Source organism: Streptomyces sp. NPDC005533 (assembly GCF_042871845.1).
GTDB lineage: Bacteria > Actinomycetota > Actinomycetes > Streptomycetales > Streptomycetaceae > Streptomyces.
The window spans coordinates 119,710-138,776 of record NZ_JBIAJH010000021.1 but is presented as its reverse complement, the minus strand read 5'-3'; the positions used below and the strand labels follow the sequence as shown (position 1 = coordinate 138,776).

17 protein-coding genes are annotated in these 19,067 nt (G+C 71.3%); 1 reads left to right on the top strand and 16 read right to left on the bottom strand.

Annotated elements, in window-relative coordinates; genetic code table 11:
- Positions 1–83: 83 nt before the first annotated feature.
- From ACFYP3_RS22190 to rsmH, 16 genes are all read right to left on the bottom strand, one after another.
- A complete protein-coding gene (locus ACFYP3_RS22190; RefSeq protein WP_388835112.1) occupies positions 84–1,289 on the bottom strand; it encodes a DivIVA domain-containing protein in 1,206 nt (401 codons plus the stop codon).
- Between the two features lie 82 nt (positions 1,290–1,371).
- Positions 1,372–1,668 carry a YggT family protein gene (locus ACFYP3_RS22185; RefSeq protein WP_388835109.1) on the bottom strand — a complete coding sequence of 99 codons (297 nt, stop codon included), beginning with the start codon at positions 1,666–1,668 and terminating at the stop codon, positions 1,372–1,374.
- Between the two features lie 60 nt (positions 1,669–1,728).
- A complete protein-coding gene (locus ACFYP3_RS22180) occupies positions 1,729–2,346 on the bottom strand; it encodes a cell division protein SepF (protein ID WP_362813176.1) in 618 nt (205 codons plus the stop codon).
- Between the two features lie 149 nt (positions 2,347–2,495).
- Positions 2,496–3,215 carry a YggS family pyridoxal phosphate-dependent enzyme gene (locus ACFYP3_RS22175; protein ID WP_388835105.1) on the bottom strand — a complete coding sequence of 240 codons (720 nt, stop codon included), beginning with the start codon at positions 3,213–3,215 and terminating at the stop codon, positions 2,496–2,498.
- On the bottom strand, positions 3,202–3,990 hold the full coding sequence (gene pgeF, locus ACFYP3_RS22170; protein WP_388835102.1) for a peptidoglycan editing factor PgeF: 789 nt from the start codon (positions 3,988–3,990) through the stop codon (positions 3,202–3,204). Before pgeF ends, ACFYP3_RS22175 begins: the two co-directional genes overlap by 14 nt.
- Positions 3,987–5,192, bottom strand: coding sequence for a cell division protein FtsZ (gene ftsZ, locus ACFYP3_RS22165; protein WP_388835100.1), 1,206 nt, complete (start codon positions 5,190–5,192; stop codon positions 3,987–3,989). Before ftsZ ends, pgeF begins: the two co-directional genes overlap by 4 nt.
- A gap of 279 nt (positions 5,193–5,471) precedes the next feature.
- Positions 5,472–6,326, bottom strand: coding sequence for a cell division protein FtsQ/DivIB (locus ACFYP3_RS22160; protein WP_388835097.1), 855 nt, complete (start codon positions 6,324–6,326; stop codon positions 5,472–5,474).
- Positions 6,327–6,355: 29 nt separating this feature from the next.
- Positions 6,356–7,450: an undecaprenyldiphospho-muramoylpentapeptide beta-N-acetylglucosaminyltransferase gene (gene murG / locus ACFYP3_RS22155; RefSeq protein ID WP_388835094.1), complete on the bottom strand. Its 1,095-nt coding sequence runs from the start codon at positions 7,448–7,450 to the stop codon at positions 6,356–6,358.
- 6 nt (positions 7,451–7,456) lie between these two features.
- Positions 7,457–8,818: a putative lipid II flippase FtsW gene (gene ftsW / locus ACFYP3_RS22150; RefSeq protein ID WP_388835092.1), complete on the bottom strand. Its 1,362-nt coding sequence runs from the start codon at positions 8,816–8,818 to the stop codon at positions 7,457–7,459.
- 69 nt (positions 8,819–8,887) lie between these two features.
- On the bottom strand, positions 8,888–10,327 hold the full coding sequence (gene murD, locus ACFYP3_RS22145; RefSeq protein ID WP_388835090.1) for a UDP-N-acetylmuramoyl-L-alanine--D-glutamate ligase: 1,440 nt from the start codon (positions 10,325–10,327) through the stop codon (positions 8,888–8,890).
- Entirely contained in the window at positions 10,309–11,379 is a 1,071-nt protein-coding gene (gene mraY, locus ACFYP3_RS22140) for a phospho-N-acetylmuramoyl-pentapeptide-transferase (protein ID WP_030707344.1), read from the bottom strand. Before mraY ends, murD begins: the two co-directional genes overlap by 19 nt.
- Complete coding sequence (gene murF / locus ACFYP3_RS22135; protein ID WP_388835087.1) at positions 11,376–12,806, bottom strand: UDP-N-acetylmuramoyl-tripeptide--D-alanyl-D-alanine ligase; 1,431 nt, start codon at positions 12,804–12,806, stop codon at positions 11,376–11,378. The genes mraY and murF overlap by 4 nt, the downstream gene beginning before the upstream one ends.
- Entirely contained in the window at positions 12,803–14,530 is a 1,728-nt protein-coding gene (locus tag ACFYP3_RS22130; protein WP_388835084.1) for a UDP-N-acetylmuramoyl-L-alanyl-D-glutamate--2,6-diaminopimelate ligase, read from the bottom strand. The genes murF and ACFYP3_RS22130 overlap by 4 nt, the downstream gene beginning before the upstream one ends.
- Positions 14,531–14,574: 44 nt before the next feature.
- Positions 14,575–16,587: a peptidoglycan D,D-transpeptidase FtsI family protein gene (locus ACFYP3_RS22125; protein ID WP_388835081.1), complete on the bottom strand. Its 2,013-nt coding sequence runs from the start codon at positions 16,585–16,587 to the stop codon at positions 14,575–14,577.
- A 141-nt stretch (positions 16,588–16,728) separates the two neighbouring features.
- On the bottom strand, positions 16,729–17,229 hold the full coding sequence (locus ACFYP3_RS22120) for a hypothetical protein (protein ID WP_388835079.1): 501 nt from the start codon (positions 17,227–17,229) through the stop codon (positions 16,729–16,731).
- Entirely contained in the window at positions 17,226–18,155 is a 930-nt protein-coding gene (rsmH, locus tag ACFYP3_RS22115) for a 16S rRNA (cytosine(1402)-N(4))-methyltransferase RsmH (protein WP_030707351.1), read from the bottom strand. The genes ACFYP3_RS22120 and rsmH overlap by 4 nt, the downstream gene beginning before the upstream one ends.
- Before the next feature lie 341 nt (positions 18,156–18,496).
- Here rsmH and ACFYP3_RS22110 point away from each other — a divergent pair, with 341 nt between their 5' ends.
- Complete coding sequence (locus ACFYP3_RS22110; protein ID WP_388835076.1) at positions 18,497–19,048, top strand: beta-class carbonic anhydrase; 552 nt, start codon at positions 18,497–18,499, stop codon at positions 19,046–19,048.
- Positions 19,049–19,067: the final 19 nt, after the last annotated feature.

The window sequence follows — 19,067 nt, the reverse complement described above, 5'->3', positions numbered from 1 at the left end:
AAAACGGGCCGGGCCCGAGGTTCCGTGGAACCTCGGGCCCGGCCCGTAGTGCGCGGCTGCCGACCGCAGAACGGCGGCGGCGCCTAGTTGTCGTCCTCGTCGATCAGGAAGCCCCGCATCGGCGACGGCGCCTGCATCGGCTGCGGCGCAGCCGGCCGCACCGGAGCCATCGGCTGGGTCATCGCCGGGGACATCTGCTGCTGGCCGCCGTACGACGGGCCCCCGCCCATCGGGGAGGGGCCGCCCATCGAAGGGCCACCCATCGAGGGGCCGCCCATGGAGTGTCCCATCGCGCCGGCCGGAGCCATCGAGGGCGACGGCGACGGCGGCAGTGCGGGACCGGCCGGGTTCCGCGGCGGGGCGAGCGAGTCGTCGGCCTGGGTCTCCAGCTGGCGCAGCTGCGACTCCAGGTAGGACTTCAGACGCGTGCGGTACTCACGCTCGAAGCCCCGCAGGTCCTCGACCTTGCGCTCCAGCGTGGCGCGGGCGGACTCCAGGGAGCCCATGGCGACGCGGTGCTTCTCCTGCGCGTCCCGCTCCAGCGCGTCGGCCTTGGCGCGGGCGTCCCGCTCCAGGCCCTCGGCGCGCGACCGGGCCTCGCCGACGATCTTGTTGGCCTCGGAGCGGGCCTCCGCGATCGCCTGGTCGGCGGTCTGCTGCGCCAGCGACAGGACGCGGGCGGCGCTGTCGCCACCGGGGCCCTGCTGCGGGAGCTGCGGCTGCTGCATCGGCTGCATCGGCTGACCCATGGGCTGCATCTGCTGGCCCATCTGCTGCATCTGCTGGCCCATGGGCTGCATCTGCTGGCCGAGCGGGTTCTGGCCGCCCATCGACTGCTGCTGCTGCATCTGCTGCTGCTGCTGACCCATGCCCTGCGGTCCACCCATGGGGTGCTGCTGCATGGGGCCGCCCATGGGGCCGCCCATCGGGCCGGGGCCCTGCTGGCCCTGGCCGCCGGGGCCCGGCGGAAGCTGCGGCTGGCCGCCGGGGAGCTGCGGCGGGCCCATCTGCTGCTGCGGCGGGCCGGATATGGCCGCGGGCACGGGGGCGCCGGGGCCGCGCTGGTCCTGGGGTTCCGGCTTGCGCATGCCCTGCTGCTGCTGGTTCTGCGCGGCGGCACGCGTGGCGGCTGCCAGCTTGGCGCGCAGGTCCTCGTTCTCGCGCAGCAGGCGCGTCAGTTCGGACTCGACCTCGTCGAGGAAGGCATCGACCTCGTCCTCGTCATAGCCTTCTCGGAGGCGGACGGTCGTGAACTGCTTGTTCCGCACGTCCTCGGGAGTCAGCGGCATGTCTTCTTCACCTCTACGTAGTCGTCGGCAGTCGGCAAGACCGTATCGGGATCGTCCCCGCGCGCGCGGAGAAGTTCATCGTTCATACGCTTCTCGCGGCACCGCCGACGAGACTGATGAGGATGTAAACGATGATCATCAGAACGAAGAAGGACAGGTCGAGTGCCACGCCCCCGAGACGCAACGGCGGGATGAGCCGCCGAAGAAGCTTGAGCGGTGGGTCGGTGACAGTGTAGGTGGCCTCCAGAACGACCACCATCGCCTTGCCGGGTGCCCATGAACGTGCGAACTGGAACACGTAGTCCATGACCAGTCGGAAGATCAGCACGATGAGGAAGCACATCAGCGCGATGTAGACCACCTGTAGTGCGACGCCCATCCCGCGCTTCCCTCTCCCCGTTTCCCGCTCTGTTCCCGGCCCCGTATCTGACGGATCGGTCTAGCTTTGGTTGAAGAACCCGCCCTCCGCGATGCGAGCCTTGTCCTCCGCCGTGACATCGACGTTAGCAGGCGACAGCAGGAACACCTTCTGTGTCACGCGTTCAATGCTGCCGTGCAGACCGAAGACGAGACCGGCGGCGAAGTCCACGAGACGCTTCGCGTCCGTGTCGTCCATCTCCGTGAGATTCATGATCACCGGAGTGCCCTCACGGAAGTGTTCCCCGATGGTACGGGCCTCGTTGTAGGTCCGGGGGTGCAGCGTCGTGATGCGGTACGGCTCCCGCTCGGAGACGACCTTGGGCATGATCACGGGGGCGTTCTTCTCCAGGTTCGAGCGATCAGGTGTGATGGATGCCACGGGGGCAATTCGCGCAGGACGTCCGTTTTCCACCGGAATTGGGATGGGCTCCCGCTGCGCCGGAGGCTGTACGGCTCGTACCGGTTCGTCCGAAATGGGCGATTGGTGCACGGGCTGCTGTCGGCGATCCCGCTCCCGAGCCCGTTCCATCTCCGGCTCGGGCTCGAACTCGTCGTCGGGGTCGTACCCCGGGTTGTCGTACCGGTCGTCCTCCACGAGGCCGAGGTAGACCGCCATCTTGCGCATCGCGCCGGCCATTCTCCGAGTCCTCCGCTCTGTGGTGGATCGCCCTGTCGCAGGTGCCGCTGTGTCACGAATGTCACCAACTGCCCGCGATCCACGTGGTCTGCCCGCTCATCGGCGGGAATGACCATATTTTCTGCTGTGGTCCGACTTTCTTCGCGACGTTACCCGAGCCGGGGTCTCGCGCCGAGTACCGCAGTGCCGACGCGTACATGTGTCGCACCGGCCGCAACGGCCTGTTCCAGGTCTGCGCTCATCCCGGCCGAGACCATCGTGGCAGCAGGATGGTCCGTGCGCATGCGGGATGACAATTCCATCAACCGCTCGAAGGCGGCCTGTTCGCGTCCCGCGTAGGGGCCGGACAGCGGAGCGACGGTCATCAGTCCGTCGATCCGCAGTCCCGGTGCCCCGGCGACGAGGTCCGCCAACTCCGCGAGCTGCTCCGGCGCCGCGCCGCCGCGGGCCCCGCGCTCCCCCGACTCGGCGTCGAGGGCGATCTGCACGAGGCAGCCGAGTTCCCGGCCGGCGTTCGAGGCGGCGGCCGAGAGGGCCGTCACGAGTCTGGGGCGGTCGACCGACTGCACCACATGCGCGTATCCCGCCACGGAACGGACTTTGTTCGTCTGCAACTGGCCGACGAAGTGCCAGCTGAGCGGCAGATCCGCGCAGGCCGCGGCCTTGGGGGCGGCATCCTGGTCGCGATTCTCCGCAACATGACGGACGCCCAGGTCCGCCAGCAGTCGTACGTCGCTCGCGGGATAGGTCTTGGTGACCACGATGAGCGTCACCTCGTCCCGCGACCGGCCCGCCGCCGCGCAGGCGGACGAGATGCGTTCCTCGACCCGCGCCAGGTTCTCGGCGAGCTCCGCCTTACGATCCGTCATTCTTCTTTCCCCCCGGGGCTCCGGGGGACGTCCCCCGGGAAGACTCCGTCAACCAGACATATCCCGCGAGCCGCCCGGTCACCCGGTCGCGGCGGTACGAGAAGTGGTCCCGCGACTCCAGTGTGCAGACCGGGGAGCGGCCGCTGTTCACCACCCCCGCCTCCGCGAGCTGCGCGTGCACTCCGGCGACCACGTCCACGGCCGGTGTCCCCCAGCTGGTCTCGGCCCGGGCGGCGGGCACCGCTTCGGCCACCGCCTCCCGCATCTGCGCGGGCACCTCGTAGCAGTGTCCGCAGACCGCGGGTCCGGTCCGGGCGATGATCCGCCCGGGTTCGGCGCCAAGGGAGACCATCGCCTCGACGGCGGCCGGCACCACTCCGGCGACCAGTCCCGGCCGCCCTGCGTGGGCGGCCCCGGCGACCCCGGCGACGGGGTCCGCCAGCAGGACGGGCGTGCAGTCGGCGGTGAGCACCGCGAGGGCGAGCCCCCGACGTGCGGTCACCACCGCGTCCACCGCGGGGATCTGCTCGTCCGCTCCCCAGGGCCCGTCCACCACCGCGACGTCACGGCCGTGCACCTGGTTCATCCAGACCACCCGGTCCGGGGCGAGCCCCAGGGAGACCGCGGCCCGTGCCCGGTTCGCGAGAACGGCGGCCGGGTCGTCTCCGACCGCGCCGCCGAGGTTGAGCTCTTCGTACGGAACGGCGCTCACCCCGCCCCACCTGTCGGTGAAGGCGAAGTGGGCGCCGCCCACGTGGTGCTGCTCCGGTGTCACTTCAAGAAGTCCGGGACGTCCAGTTCCTCGGCCGGGCTGTCCTGGTACGGGCGGGCCGTGGGGACCTGCGGCGCGGGGGCCTGGGTCTCGACCGGGGCCGGCTCGACCGGAGCCGGGGGGTCCTCGCGCGGGGTGACCGTGCCGAGTCCGCCGAAGGCCGGCCGGGCCGGCTCGGCGGCGCGGACCGGAGCCGGGGTCGGCTCCTCGCGCTTGGTGGACGCCGCGCCGATGACGTTGTCCCGGCGGGCCGGGGGCTGTCCGCCGTCGAATCCGGCCGCGATGACGGTGACCCGTACCTCGTCACCGAGCGCGTCGTCGATGACGGCGCCGAAGATGATGTTCGCCTCGGGGTGCGCGGCCTCGCTCACCAGCTGCGCGGCCTCGTTGATCTCGAAGAGACCGAGGTCCGAGCCACCGGAGATGGAGAGCAGCACGCCGCGGGCGCCGTCGATGGACGCCTCCAGCAGCGGCGAGGAGATCGCCATCTCGGCCGCGGCCACCGCGCGGTCGTCGCCGCGGGCCGAGCCGATGCCCATCAGCGCCGAGCCCGCCTCGGACATCACGGACTTGACGTCGGCGAAGTCGAGGTTGATCAGACCCGGGGTGGTGATGAGGTCGGTGATGCCCTGGACGCCCGAGAGCAGGACCTGGTCGGCCGACTTGAAGGCGTCGAGCACGCTGACCTGGCGGTCCGAGATGGACAGCAGTCGGTCGTTGGGGATGACGATGAGGGTGTCGACCTCTTCGCGGAGCTCGGCGATGCCGTCCTCCGCCTGGTTCGCGCGGCGCCGGCCCTCGAAGGTGAACGGCCGGGTGACCACACCGATCGTCAGGGCGCCCAGCGAGCGCGCGATGTTGGCGACGACGGGTGCGCCGCCGGTGCCGGTGCCGCCGCCTTCACCGGCGGTGACGAAGACCATGTCGGCCCCCTTGAGGACCTCCTCGATCTCCTCGCGGTGGTCCTCTGCCGCCTTGCGGCCGACGGCCGGGTTGGCGCCGGCGCCGAGGCCCCGGGTGAGTTCACGGCCGACGTCGAGCTTGACGTCGGCGTCGCTCATCAACAGCGCCTGGGCGTCCGTGTTGATGGCGATGAACTCGACGCCCTTGAGACCGACCTCGATCATTCGGTTGATGGCATTGACACCACCGCCGCCGACACCGATGACCTTGATGACTGCGAGGTAGTTCTGCGGTGCTGCCACGTCGAAGGCCTCTCGCCTCGAGTTACGTGTCGCCGCCTCGCGGGCCTGCGTTGCGACGACTGATGCCGAAATAGGGACGGTCCGAACGCGCCGACCCGAACCCTCACCCTGAAGTTTAGGGTTAGGGGTGTGTCTGTTCCTTGGACTCTTCCGAACAGGACACTAAGTCGACAAGTAGCGCGTGTTCAACGAACACGCCGAACCTCCCGTTTTTCTTTTCACCCTATGTGATCACCCGTATCGCTGGCCAACCAGGGTGCGTCGTTGTTCGACCGGGAGTCAACTCCCGGACACCGCAGGGGCGGTGGGGACGCTCACGTCGAAGTGACCGGCCTTGGGCGCGGCTTTCAACAAAGCGGTCAGCGCACGCCCCTTCGCCGCGCTCTGTTCACCGCTCCCCCACGTCACGGAGCGGCCCCTCGTCAGCTCCAGCACCACGGAATCATAGGAACCCACCTTGACCTGCACGGTTTCCCTGGCGACGGGTTCCGGGAGGGCGCCGGCGACGAGGACGGCCTCGTGCAGCAGCCGTTCCTCGTCGAAGCGACGGGCGCTCGGGGATCGTGCGGCGTTCAATTCGAGGACCGGAACGCCCCCGGGTGCTTTCGGAACCGTGTCGAATCGCACACCCGAAGCGTCCACTTCGACGAAGCCGGCGTCCTTTTTGATGAGCAGGACGGGTTTGCGTTCCGTCACTTTCAGCCCGATTCCATGCGGCCAGGCCCGCACCACGTCGACCGAATCGATACGGGGCAGCCGGCCGCGGACCCGGCTCTCGATCTCGTCGGTGTCCACGCTCACCAGGGGCGCGCCCACGGGCACGGCCGCGGCCGAGAGGACCTGCTCGGGGGTGAGCACCTCCGTGCCGGTGGCGGTGACCTTCTCGACGCGGAGCCAGGAGGAGCCGTAGAGCGCCCAGGTCCCGCCCGCGACGAGGAGCACCGCGGCGGCCAGGGAGGCCAGCACAGGGCCCCGGCGCAGGCGTGCGCCGGGGCCCTGCGGGCCGGTTCTCCGCGCGGACGTGCCGGACTTGGGGGGCTCGGGTGGCGGGGGAGAGCCGGCGTTCTTGCGGCCGGGCCGGCCGGATCCGCCGGGACCAGGGGTCCCGCGCTGTGCGGTCGTCGCTCCGGCCACTCCTGTGCCTCCTGCGTCTGGGCTCCGCGTCAGCGGTTCCGGTGGGCTTCGATCGCCTCGTACACCATGCCGACCAGCAGCTCGTCGGCGTCGCGCCGGCCGAACTCACCGGCGGCGCGGGACATCTCGTACAGGCGGTGCGGGTCGGACAGCACCGGGAGGACCTGGCCGAGCACCCACTCGGGCGTCAGTTCCGCGTCGTCGACGAGCAGGCCGCCGCCGGCCTTGACCACCGGCTGGGCGTTGAGCCGCTGTTCGCCGTTGCCGATCGGCAGCGGGACGTAGGCGGCGGGCAGCCCGACGGCGGAGAGTTCGGCGACGGTCATCGCACCCGCTCGGCACAGCATCATGTCGGCGGCGGCGTACGCGAGATCCATCCGGTCCACGTACGGTACCGGTACGTAGGGTGGCATCCCGGGCATGTTGTCGACACGCGGCAGTTCGTTCTTCGGGCCGACGGCGTGCAGGATCTGGACGCCGGAGCGCTGCAGGGTCGGAGCGACCTGCTGGATCGTCTCGTTGAGGCGACGGGCCCCCTGCGAGCCGCCGGAGACCAGCAGCGTCGGCAGGTTGGGGTCCAGGCCGAAGGCGGCGCGCGCCTCCGGCCGGACGGCGGCCCGGTCGAGGGTGGAGATGGTGCGGCGCAGCGGGATGCCCACGTAGCGGGCGCCGCGCAGCTTGCTGTCCGGGGTGGAGACGGCGACGGCGTGTGCGTACCGGGAGCCGATCTTGTTGGCCAGTCCGGGCCGGGCGTTGGCCTCGTGGACGATGATCGGCACCCCGAGCCGCTTGGCCGCGAGGTAGCCGGGCAGGGCCACGTAGCCGCCGAAACCGACGACGCAGTCGGCCTTGGTGCGGATGAGGATCTCCTCCGCGGCCTTGATGGTGCCGCGCAGCCGTCCGGGGACGGTGATCAGTTCCGGGGTCGGCTTGCGGGGCAGCGGCACGGCGGGGATCAGCCCGAGCTCGTAGCCGCGCTCCGGCACCAGCCGGGTCTCCAGCCCGCGCTCGGTGCCGAGGGCGGTGATGCCCACTGAAGGGTCCTGCCTGCGCAGGGCGTCCGCGAGGGCGAGCGCCGGCTCGATGTGGCCGGCGGTCCCCCCACCGGCGAGTACGACATGCACCGAAATTCACCGCTCTCCGGACGGACGCTTCTTGACGCGCCGTCTCATCGACTTCCATCTCACCCCGGTCCGCCACCAGCCGGTCTTCGGCTGTCGCATCGCGAGGGCCGCGCGCGCCGCCGGCTCCTCCCGCGCGAAGGCGATGAGCAGTCCGACCGCGAACATGGTCGGCAGCAGGGCTGACCCTCCGTAGGAGAACAGCGGGAGCGGGACTCCGGCGATCGGCAGCAGGCCGAGCACCGCACCGATGTTGATCACGGCCTGGGCCGTGATCCAGGTGGTCACGCCTCCCGCGGCAAACCGTACGAAGGAGTCCTCCGTGCGTCCGGCCACGCGGATACCCGCATAGCCTAGAGCCGCGAACAGGGCGAGCACCGACAGCGTCCCCGCGAGACCCAGTTCCTCCCCGGTGATGGCGAAGATGAAGTCGGTGTGGGCTTCGGGTAGTTGCCCCCATTTTTCCACACTTGCACCCAGGCCGGAACCGAACCATCCGCCCGAGGCGAGGGCGTAGATCCCGTGCACGGCCTGCCAGCAAAGGTCGTTCTTGCCCGGGTCTGTCGCACCGAGGCACTCCAGCCGGTCCATCCGGTGCGGACTGGTCTTGATGAGCAGGGCGACGATCGCACCCGCGAAGGCCAGCACCCCGACGAACATCCGGGTCGGGGCGCCCGCGAGCCAGAGCAGGCCGAAGAGGATGGCTCCGAGGATCATCGCGGTGCCCATGTCCCCGCCCAGCATGATCAGCCCGAGCAGCAGGAAGGCCACCGGGACCAGCGGCACCAGCAGGTGCTTCCACTGGCTGAGCAGCCCCTTGTCGCCCTTGCGCGCCAGGAGGTCGGCGCCCCACAGGATCAGGGCCAGCTTGCCGAACTCGCTGGGCTGCAACATGAACGGGCCGCCGAGGGAGATCCAGTTCTGGTTGCCGTTGATGGAGACCCCTATCCCGGGGACCTGGACCAGGACCATCAGGAAGAGCGTGCCGGCGAGCACGGGATAGGACAGCGCCCGGTGCAGCTTGACCGGCATGCGGGAGGCGACCAGCATCAGTCCGGTGCCGATGAGGGCCGCGAGGAACTGCTTCTTGAAGAAGTACGCGTCACCGAGGCCGAGCTGGAGGGCCTTGATCATGGAGGCCGAGTACACCATCACCAGGCCGAGCACGGTGATGAGCAGCGAACTGCCGAAAATCAGGTAATAGGCGGTGAGCGGGCGGTCCCAGGCCTTGCGCAACTGCCGCTGCGTACGCCGCAGCCCGGCCAGCGGCCCGCGCCCTGCGGGCCGCTTCAGTCGCACCACGGGCCGCTTGCGGCCCTGCGCCTTCACGGCGGACGGCCGCCGCCCCGGCAGCATCTGCTTCGCCGGCATCTGTGACCTTCCCCTCCACTCGTACGAGGCGAGCAGCCGGCCGGAGGGAACCTGCCCCGGAGCCCCGGCCTAGACCGTGTCCGCGGCGCTCTCGGCGGCCAGTTCGCGCACCGCGTCGGCGAATGCGTCCCCACGCTTGTTGTAGTTCGCGAACATGTCCATCGAGGCACAGGCAGGTGCCAGCAGGACCGTGTCGCCGGGCTCGGCGAGCGCGGCCGCCTCCCGGACCGCTGCGAGCATCGCCCCAGTGTCGGTCCGGTCGAGGTCGACGACCGGGACCTCGGGGGCGTGTCGCGCCAGCGCCTCGGCGATCAGCGCCCGGTCGGCGCCGATCAGCACCACGCCGCGCAGCCGCTTCGCCGACTTCTGCACGAGCTCGTCGAAGGTCGCGCCCTTGGCGAGGCCGCCGGCGATCCACACGACCGGCTCGAAGGCGGCCAGCGAGGCCTCGGCCGCGTGGGTGTTGGTGGCCTTGGAGTCGTCGACGTAGGTGACCCCGCCGACCTCGTCCACGTGCGCGACGCGGTGGGCGTCGGGGCGGAAGTCGCGGAGCCCGTCGCGGACCGCGCGCGGCTCCACGCCGAAGGCGCGGGCCAGGGCCGCCGCGGCGAGCGCGTTGGCGATGTTGTGCGGGGCGGGCGGGTTGACGTCCTTGACCTCGGCGAGTTCCTGGGCGTTCTTCTGCCGGTTCTCCACGAAGGCGCGGTCGACGAGGATGCCGTCGACGACGCCGAGCATGGACGGGCCGGGGGCGCCGAGGGTGAAGCCGATCGCCCGGCAGCCCTCTTCGACGTCGGCGTTCTCGACGAGCTTCTCGGTGGCGGGGTCGGCCACGTTGTACACGCAGGCCACCGTGTTGCCCTCGTAGATCCGGCCCTTGTCGGCGGCGTACGCCTCCATCGAGCCGTGCCAGTCGAGGTGGTCCGGGGCCAGGTTGAGGACGGCGGCCGAGTGGACGCGCAGCGAGGGCGCCCAGTGCAGCTGGTAGCTGGAGAGTTCGACGGCGAGCACGTCGTACTGCTGCTCGCCGAGCACCACGTCGATGATGGGGGTGCCGATGTTGCCGACGGCGGCGGTGCGCAGACCGGCGGCCTTCAGGATCGACGCCAGCATCTGGGTGGTGGTGGTCTTGCCGTTCGTGCCGGTGACGGCGAGCCAGGGGGCGGCGTTCTCCCCGCGCAGCTGCCAGGCGATCTCGACGTCCCCGACCACGTCCACACCCGCGGCGGCGGCGGCCGCGAACAGCGGGCTGTCGGGCTTCCAGCCGGGCGAGGTGACGACCAGCTCGGTGCCCTCGGGGAGGGTCTCGGCGTCCGCGAGGCGTACGGAGATCCCCAGCTCCGCCAGTTCGGCGGCGCGGGCCCGGTGGCCCTCGCCGTCGCCGCCGTCGACGACGGTCACCACGGCGCCGAGGCCGGCCAGGGCGCGGGCGGCACTGATGCCACTCACCCCGAGACCGGCCACGGTGATGTTCTTGCCCTGCCAGGAGGTCACTTGTCGGCTGCCCATCCCGCGTAGAAGAGACCGAGACCCACGATCACGCACATGCCCTGGATGATCCAGAAGCGGACCACCACGAGGACTTCGGACCACCCCTTGAGTTCGAAGTGGTGCTGCAGCGGAGCCATCCGGAAGACGCGCTTCCCGGTCATCTTGAACGAGCCGACCTGGATGACGACCGACATGGTGATGAGGACGAAGAGGCCGCCGAGCAGGGCGATCAGGAACTCCGTGCGGGAGCAGATCGCGAGACCGGCGAGCGCGCCGCCGAGGGCCAGCGAACCGGTGTCACCCATGAAGATCTTGGCGGGCGAGGTGTTCCACCACAGGAAGCCGAAGCAGGCGCCCATCAGGGCGGAGGCGACCACGGCGAGGTCCAGCGGGTCGCGCACCTCGAAGCAGGCGTTCGGGCTGGGCAGGGTCTGCGCGTTGACGCAGGACTCCTGGAACTGCCAGACGCCGATGAAGGTGTAGGCGCCGAAGACCATCACGGCGGCGCCGGTGGCCAGACCGTCCAGACCGTCGGTCAGGTTCACGCCGTTGGACATGGCCAGGATCATGAACAGCGCCCAGACGACGAACAGCACCGGGCCGATCGACCAGCCGAAGTCCGTCACGAACGACAGCTTGGTGGAGGCCGGGGTCAGCCCGCGCGAGTCCTTGAACTGCAGCGCGAGCACGGCGAAGGCGATGCCGACGATCAGCTGGCCGGACATCTTGGCCTTGGCCCGCAGACCGAGCGAGCGCCGCTTGACGATCTTGATGTAGTCGTCGAGGTAGCCGACCAGGCCCATGCCCGCCATCAGGAAGAGGACGAGCAGGCCCGAGAAGCTCACCGCCTCACCGGTGATGACCTTCGTCAGCGCGTACGCGACGAGCGTGGCCAGGATGAAGGAGATGCCGCCCATGGTGGGCGTGCCCTTCTTCCCGGCGTGGCCGCGCGGGCCGTCGTCGCGGATGAACTGCCCGTAGCCCTTCCGGGCCAGCAGCTTGATCAGCAGCGGGGTGCCGACAACGGTGAGGAACATGCCGATGACACCGGCGAACAGGATCTGCCTCATCGGCCGGGGACCTCGCCCTCGACAGTGCCCTCGAGCAGGGCCTGGGCCACCCGCTCCAGACCGGCCGACCTGGAAGCCTTCACCAGCACGACGTCACCCGGGCGCAGTTCACTGCGCAACAGGTCGACCGCCGCCTGCGCGTCGGACACGAGCACCGACTCCTCACCCCACGAACCCTCGTTATATGCGCCCAGTTGCAGCCAGGAGGCTTCCCTGCCCCCGACTGCGACGAGCTTGCTCACGTTGAGCCGGACGACAAGTCGCCCGACCGCGTCGTGCTCGGCGAGCGCGTCGTCCCCGAGCTCGGCCATCGGGCCGAGCACCGCCCACGTGCGTCCCCCGTTCGCCCTGCCGGCACCGCCCATCGCGGCGAGCGCGCGCAGTGCGGCCCGCATGGACTCGGGATTCGCGTTGTAGGCGTCGTTGACGATCGTCACACCGTCCGCGCGCTCGGTGACCTCCATCCGCCACCGGGACAGCGTGCCCGCCCCGGAGAGCGCGGTGGCGATCTCCTCGACGGACATGCCCAGTACATGGGCAACGGCGGCCGCGGCGAGCGCGTTCGACACGTGGTGCTCACCGTACAGCCGCAAGGTCACGTCGCTGCACCCGGTCGGTGTTCGCAATGTGAAGGAAGCCCGCCCCCTGTCCGTCATGCGGACTTCGGTGGCCCGGACGTCGGCGTCCTCGGCCTCACCGAACAGCACCGTACGGGCCTTCGTGCGCCCGGCCATGGCCCGGACCAGCAGGTCGTCCGCGTTGAGGACGGCGACACCGCCCTCCGCCTCGGCCGGCAGCGCCTCGACCAGCTCCCCCTTGGCCTGGGCGATCTGCTCCCGGCCGCCGAACTCGCCGATGTGCGCGGTGCCGACGTTGAGGACCAGGCCGATCCGCGGGGGCGTCAGCCCGGTGAGGTAGCGGATGTGGCCGATGCCGCGGGCGCCCATCTCCAGGACCAGGTGCTGCGTTTCCTCGGTGACGCGCAGCGTCGTGATCGGCAGGCCGATCTCGTTGTTCAGGTTCCCGGGGGTCCACACGGTCGGCGCGTGGTGCTGGAGCACCTGCGCGATGAGGTCCTTGGTGGAGGTCTTGCCGGCGGAGCCCGTGAGGGCGACGACGTCCGTGCCCAGGCGGGCGACGACGGCCCGGGCGAGCGCCCCGAGGGCGGCCACCACGTCGGGTACGACGATCGCCGGTACGCCCACGGGCCGGGTCGCGAGGACGCCCACGGCCCCGGCGGCCAGCGCGCGTTCGGCGTAGTCGTGGCCGTCGACCCGCTCGCCGACGAAGGCGGCGAACAGGCTGCCCGGCCGGACCTCCCGGGAGTCGTAGACGACGGGGCCGGTGACCTGGACGGACGGATCCGGTATGTCGTGGGGCCGCCCGCCGGTGATGTCGGCGATCTCGGCGAGGGAAAGGGCGATCACTGGTTCACCTCGGCCTGTCGGACCGTAGTCGTTTCATCGGGCGCGGCCGCCTGGTCGAGCACGGCCTGGTGCTCGATCGCGGCGCGGAGCACGGTGCGGTCGTCGAAGGGCCGTACGACACCGGCGGTGTCCTGGCCCTGCTCGTGACCCTTGCCCGCCACCAGCACGGTGTCGCCGGGCCGGGCGCGCGCGACGGCCGCGGCGATGGCCGCGGCCCGGTCGGCGTCGACCAGGACCGTGCCCCGCTCGGCGGGCGGTACGGACACGGCGCCTTCGAACATCGCGGCGAGGATCGCGAGCGGGTCCTCGGAGCGCGGGTTGTCGGAGGTCAGGACGGCCACGTCGGCGTACCGGGCCGCCGCGGCGCCCATCGGGGCGCGCTTGGTGGTGTCGCGGTCGCCGCCGCAGCCGAGCACGATGTGCAGCCTGCCCTCGGTGACCTCGCGCAGCGCGCGCAGGACCGATTCCACGGCGTCCGTCTTGTGCGCGTAGTCGACGACGGCGAGGTACGGCTGTCCCGCGTCCACCCGTTCCAGCCGGCCGGGCACCCCGGGGACCGCGGCGACGCCGTCGGCGGCGGTCTGCGGGTCGAGGCCGGCGGCGGCGAGGGTGACGATCGCGGCGACGGTGTTGGCCACGTTGAACGGGCCGGGCAGCGGCGCGGCCGCGCGCACGCGCTGTCCTTCGGGGCCCAGCAGGGTCAGGGTGGAGCTCGCCGGCCCGAACACCACGTCCTCGGCGCGCCAGTCGGCGGCCGGGTCGCCCGCGGCGGAGAAGGTGACGACCGGGATCGTCGTCTCCTTGGCCAGGCGGCGGCCGTACTCGTCGTCGAGGTTGACCACGCCCAGGCGGGCCCGACGGGCGGTGAAGAGCCCGGCCTTCGCCTGGAAGTAGTCCTCCATGTCGGAGTGGAACTCCATGTGTTCCGGGCTCAGGTTGTTGAAGACGGCGACGTCGAAGACGCAGCCGTCGACGCGCCCGAGCACCAGGGCGTGGCTGGAGACCTCCATCGCCACGGCCTGGACGCCGCGTTCGCGCATGACGGCGAAGAGGGCCTGGAGGTCGGTGGCCTCGGGGGTGGTCCGCTCGGACTTGATGCGCTCGTCACCGATGCGCATCTCGACGGTGCCGACCAGTCCGGTGCTGCGGCCCGCCGCGCGCAGGCCGCCTTCGACGAGGTACGCCGTGGTGGTCTTGCCGGAGGTACCGGTGATGCCGATCTGGAGCAGGTCCTCGCCGGGGCGTCCGTAGATCGCGGCGGCGAGCTCTCCCATCCGGCCGCGCGGGTCGGCGACCGTGAGGACCGGCAGGCCGGTGGCCTCGGCGCGCTGCGCGCCCGCGGGGTCGGTCAGCACGGCGGCGGCGCCGAGACCGGCGGCCTGGGCGGCGAAGTCGGCGCCGTGCGTCCTGGCTCCGGGCAGGGCCGCGTACAGGTCTCCGGGACGCACCGCACGGGAGTCGTGCGTGATCCCGGTGATCTGCGCCGCTGCGGGCGCCGGGATGCCCAGCAGGGTGGCCAGCTCGCCCAGCGGGGTCGGGCGGGCGGACGCGGGCCTGGGCGCTCCCGGCGGCGCTGCCGGGGCGTCTTTCTGGGTGGTTCTGGGCTGATCAGCGTGGGGCACGGCGGTGAGCGTACCGGGCGCGGCGGGCCGGTCGCGAAGTGAGGGCCCGGCCTCGGCGTCGGCAAGCGGCTGGTTCCCGGGTTTCGGGGTGATCGTTGTCACTGATGGTGCCTCACGCTTTTCTGGCGGGCCGACCGGGCTGTGGGTCACTGACCGGGCTGCGGACTGGGCTGCGGGGCGGCGGGCTGCGGGCCGGGTTCGTAGGTGACCGGCAGTCCGGCGGGGGCGGTTCCGGTGGGGGCGACCTGAAGGGTCTTGAGGGCGAACTCCATGACCTTCTTGTAGATGGGGCCACAGATCTGGCCGCCGAAGTAACTGCCCTTCGTGGGGTTCTGGATGGCGCAGTAGACGGTGATCCGCGGGTTGTCCGCGGGTGCGAATCCGGCGAAGGAGGCGGTGTAGCCCTTGTACCGGCCGGTGGCCGGATCCACCCGGTTGGAGGTGCCGGTCTTGCCGCCGACCCGGTAGCCGGGGATCTTCGCCTTGGTGCCGGTGCCCTCCTGGTCGTCGACGACGGATTCGAGCATCGCGGCGAGGGTCTTGGCGGTCTCCTGGCTGATCACGCGGTGCTGCTCGGGGGCGGGGGCCGGGGTGAGGCGGCCGTCGGTGCCCTTGGTGCCGCGCACCAGCGTCGGCTCGATGCGGACCCCGTCGTTGGCGATGGTCGAGTACACGGAGGCCGCCTGCATGGCGTTGAGGGACAGGCCCTGGCCGAAAGGAATCGTGTACTGCTGCGACGTGGACCAGTCCTCGGGCTTGGCGAGGATGCCGCGGGACTCGCCGGGGTAGTCCAGCCCGGTGGGCCGGCCGATGCCGAACTTGCTCAGGTACGAGTGCAGGACCTTGTTGGACTCGGGCTGGGTGGGCCCGAGCTGGCCGGTGGCCAGGATGGTGCCGATGTTGGAGGACTTGGCGAGGACCCCGTTGAGGGTCAGGTACCAGGTCGGGTGGTCGATGTCGTCCTTGAAGAGCCGGTCGCCGCGGTGCAGCCGGTTGGGGACCTCGACGCGGGTCTCGGGCGTGGCCTTCTTCTCCTCCAGCACGGCGGCCATCGACATCACCTTGGCGGTGGAGCCGGGCTCGTACACGTCCTGGAGCGCGGCGTTGCCCATGGCGGCGGAGCTGGCCCGGGTCAGGTCGTTGGGGTCGAAGCCGGGGGCGTTGGCCATGGCCAACACCTCGCCGGTGCGGGTGTCCTGGACGATGACGTACCCGCGGTCGGCCTCGGACTTCTGGACCTGCTCGGCGATGGCGCTCTGGGCCGCCCACTGGATGTCGCGGTCGATGGTCAGCACGATGTCCTCGCCGGGGACGGCGGGCTTCTCGCTGGAGCCGGCCGTGGGGACCTTGCGGCCGCCGGACTGGGCGTAGGTGATCTCGCCGTCCTTGCCGGACAGCTTCTTGTCGAGGGAGGACTCCAGGCCGCCGCCGCCCTTGCCCTCGGCGTTGACGTAGCCCAGTATCCCGGCGGCGAGGTCGCCGTTCGGGTACACGCGCTTGCTGCTGTCCTCCTTGAACACGCCGGCGAGGACGTTGGCACCGGGGCCGTTGTTCTTCTTGTCGGCCGCCGCCTTGTCCCTGAAGACCCGCTGGAGGTCCTTGATCTGGTTCCAGACCTGCGGGGTCTGGCGCTGGGCGAGGACCACGTACCGGGTGTTCTTGGCGCTCAGCCGGGCGGCGAGCTCCTTGGCGTCCTTGCCGAGGATGGGCGCGAGGAGGGCGGCGGCCTGTGCCGGGGCGTCCGGGGCCTTGCTCTCCTGCGGCGTGAACATCTTCGGGTCGGCGGTGATGTCGTACGCGTCGACGCTGGTGGCGAGGGCCACGCCGCGGCGGTCGGTGATCTCGCCGCGCTCGGCGGCCAGCTTGACGCGGGTGTAGCGGTTCTTGGAGGCCTCGGCGGAGAAGGTCGAGGCGTCGACGGCCTGCACCTGGAGCAGCCGGACGACGAAGGCGAGCATGACGAGGGTCAGGCCGACGCCGACGAGGCGCAGCCGGGGGCGGGGGCTGCCGAGCCGGATGGTGTGGGGCCGCCTGGCCGCCGCCGGCCGACGGGTCGCCGGGCGCGAGGCCGGGCGGCCCGTCGCCCGCGCGCGGTCACCCGGTCTGGCCGGCCGGGCCGGCCCCGGCAGGAGCCGCCGCGGCGGCTCCTGCGGGCTCACGCGGCCACCCCGCTCGGCAGGCTGCGCCCCAGGTCCCGCGCCTCGGACGGCGACGGGCCCGAAAGAACCGGCCCGGACGACGTCCGGGGGAGGCGAAAGGGCGGGGTGGGAAATGGCCCCGCAGGGGTCCGCTTCACGACGTCACCTTCCAGGGGTCGGGCTGGGCTGCTGCGAGGGCGGGGCCGGGGTCGGGCCCGCCGGGGCCGGGGAGGCGGGCGGGGCCGGCGGCGGGGTCGGGCTCGGGGAGGCCTCGGCCGGGGCGGCGGCGCCGGCGACCTTGCCGTCCGGGCCGATGAAGACGGGGCTGCCGCCGGGGACCAGGCCGAGCTCCTGCGCCCGCCGCTGCAGTGCGTCGGGGGCCGAGTGGGCGTCCACGTCCCGCTGCAGCGCCTGCTCCTCGTCGGTGAGGGCGGTGGTCTCCTTCTTCAGCCGGGTCAGCTGGAAGGAGCCCTCGTTCAGCGCCGAGTTCAGCAGCAGCAGGCTGATGAGGCCGCCGCCGAGCAGCGCCACGACCAGCAGGACGAACGGCATCCGCGCGGCCTGCCCGCCGGGGCGGGGGCGGGCCGGGCGGCCGCCGAGCGCCCGGCCGAGCCGGGCCGCCTGCCCGCGGGTCAGCGTGGCGACCTTCCCGGCCTTGGTCACAGCCGCGCCTCCCGGATGCGTTCGACCCCGCGGAATCTCGCCGGGGCGGCCCGCCGGTTCTCGGCGATCTCCTCCTCGGTCGGCAGTTCCGCCCCGCGCGTCAGCAGCTTCAGCTTCGGCTGGTACTTCTCCGGTACGACCGGCAGCCCGGGCGGGGCCGTGGAGGTCGCGCCGGCCGCGAAGACCTGCTTGACCAGGCGGTCCTCCAGCGAGTGGTACGAGAGCACCGCGATCCGGCCGCCGACCGCGATCCGGTCCACGGCCGCCGGGATGGCCTTCTCCAGACCCGAGAGCTCGCCGTTGACCTCGATCCGCAGGGCCTGGAAGGTCCGCTTCGCCGGGTTGCCGCCGGTGCGCTTGGCGGCCTGCGGCAGGGAGTCGCGGATCAGTTCCACGAGCCGCGCGCTGTTGGTGAAGGGCTCCTTGTCGCGCTCCCGGACGATCGCGGACACGATCCGCTTGGCCTGCTTCTCCTCGCCGTACTGGCGCAGGATCCGGACGAGCTCGCCCGGCGCGTAGGTGTTCAGGACCTCGGCGGCGCTGATGCCCGTCGTCTGGTCCATGCGCATGTCCAGCGGCGCGTCCTGCGCGTACGCGAACCCGCGGTCGGCCTCGTCCAGCTGCATCGAGGAGACGCCCAGGTCGAAGAGGATGCCCTGGACGGCCGGGATGCCGAGCCCGTCGAGGACCTCGGCGAGGTCGGCGTAGATGGCGTGGACGAGGGTGGCCCGGTCGCCGAAGGGGGCGAGGCGTTCGCCGGAGAGCCGCAGGGCCTCCTTGTCGCGGTCGAGGCCGATCAGGTGGGCCTCGGGGAACCGGGTCAGCAGGGCCTCGCTGTGGCCGCCGAGGCCGAGGGTGCAGTCGACGACGACGGCCCCGGGCCTCTCCAGCGCCGGGGCCAACAGGTCCAGGCACCGCTGGAGCATCACCGGGACATGTCGGGACTCGCTAGTCAAAGCGCCCTCTCAGATAACGGCGCGGCAGGCATACGCCGCGCCGCGCACGCGGAGTGTTACCAGGGGGCCGGGCGGCCGGTCAGGGCCGGGCTCCGGCCGGTTCGCGTCACTTTAGTGCAACGGTCGCCACGGTCAACGAACCGCCCCGCGCGCCGTCCGCGCCTCTCGGACCGAACCGACAAAAGCCGCTAACCACCCGAACGGCGGCCTCGTACCCACCCCTGTGGGTTAGCTCACAACAACACTCGTTGACGTTCTTTGTCCCACCTCACGCGAGCCCTTCACCTGCCGTGACCACTAACGTCGTACCCATGACGACTTCCGCATCCCTGCCTGCAGATTCCGCGTCCGAGGCGACCGTCGGCGGATCCGTCACCGACCGGCTGGTCGAGGCGAACCGCCGCTACGCCGCGGAGTTCACCGACCCCGGGATGGACGCCCACCCCGTGCTCCACGTGGCCGTCGTGGCCTGCATGGACGCCCGGCTCGACCTGCACAAGGCGCTCGGCCTGGAGCTCGGCGACTGCCACACGATCCGCAACGCCGGAGGCGTGGTCACCGACGACACCATCCGCTCCCTCACCATCAGCCAGCGGGCGCTCGGCACCCGCACGGTGATACTCATCCACCACACCGGCTGCGGCCTCGAAAGCCTGACCGAGGACTTCCGGCACGAGCTGGAGGACGAGGTCGGCCAGCGTCCCGCCTGGGCCGTCGAGGCCTTCCGGGACGTGGACCAGGACGTCCGCCAGTCCATGCAGCGGGTTCGCACCAACCCGTTCCTGCCCCACAAGGACGATGTGCGAGGCTTCGTCTTCGATGTGCACACCGGGCTCCTGCGGGAGATCGATCCCAGCTCTTGAGTGACACGAGGCCGTAACG

Excerpts from the sequence above, each read along its gene's own strand:
- ACFYP3_RS22190 (WP_388835112.1), bottom strand. The coding sequence starts at position 1,289 with ATGCCGCTGACTCCCGAGGACGTGCGGAACAAGCAGTTCACGACCGTC.
- ACFYP3_RS22185 (WP_388835109.1), bottom strand. The coding sequence starts at position 1,668 with ATGGGCGTCGCACTACAGGTGGTCTACATCGCGCTGATGTGCTTCCTC.
- ACFYP3_RS22180 (WP_362813176.1), bottom strand. The coding sequence starts at position 2,346 with ATGGCCGGCGCGATGCGCAAGATGGCGGTCTACCTCGGCCTCGTGGAG.
- ACFYP3_RS22175 (WP_388835105.1), bottom strand. The coding sequence starts at position 3,215 with ATGACGGATCGTAAGGCGGAGCTCGCCGAGAACCTGGCGCGGGTCGAG.
- ftsW (WP_388835092.1), bottom strand. The coding sequence starts at position 8,818 with ATGCCGGCGAAGCAGATGCTGCCGGGGCGGCGGCCGTCCGCCGTGAAG.
- murD (WP_388835090.1), bottom strand. The coding sequence starts at position 10,327 with ATGGGCAGCCGACAAGTGACCTCCTGGCAGGGCAAGAACATCACCGTG.
- mraY (WP_030707344.1), bottom strand. The coding sequence starts at position 11,379 with ATGAGGCAGATCCTGTTCGCCGGTGTCATCGGCATGTTCCTCACCGTT.
- rsmH (WP_030707351.1), bottom strand. The coding sequence starts at position 18,155 with ATGCTCCAGCGGTGCCTGGACCTGTTGGCCCCGGCGCTGGAGAGGCCC.
- ACFYP3_RS22110 (WP_388835076.1), top strand. The coding sequence starts at position 18,497 with ATGACGACTTCCGCATCCCTGCCTGCAGATTCCGCGTCCGAGGCGACC.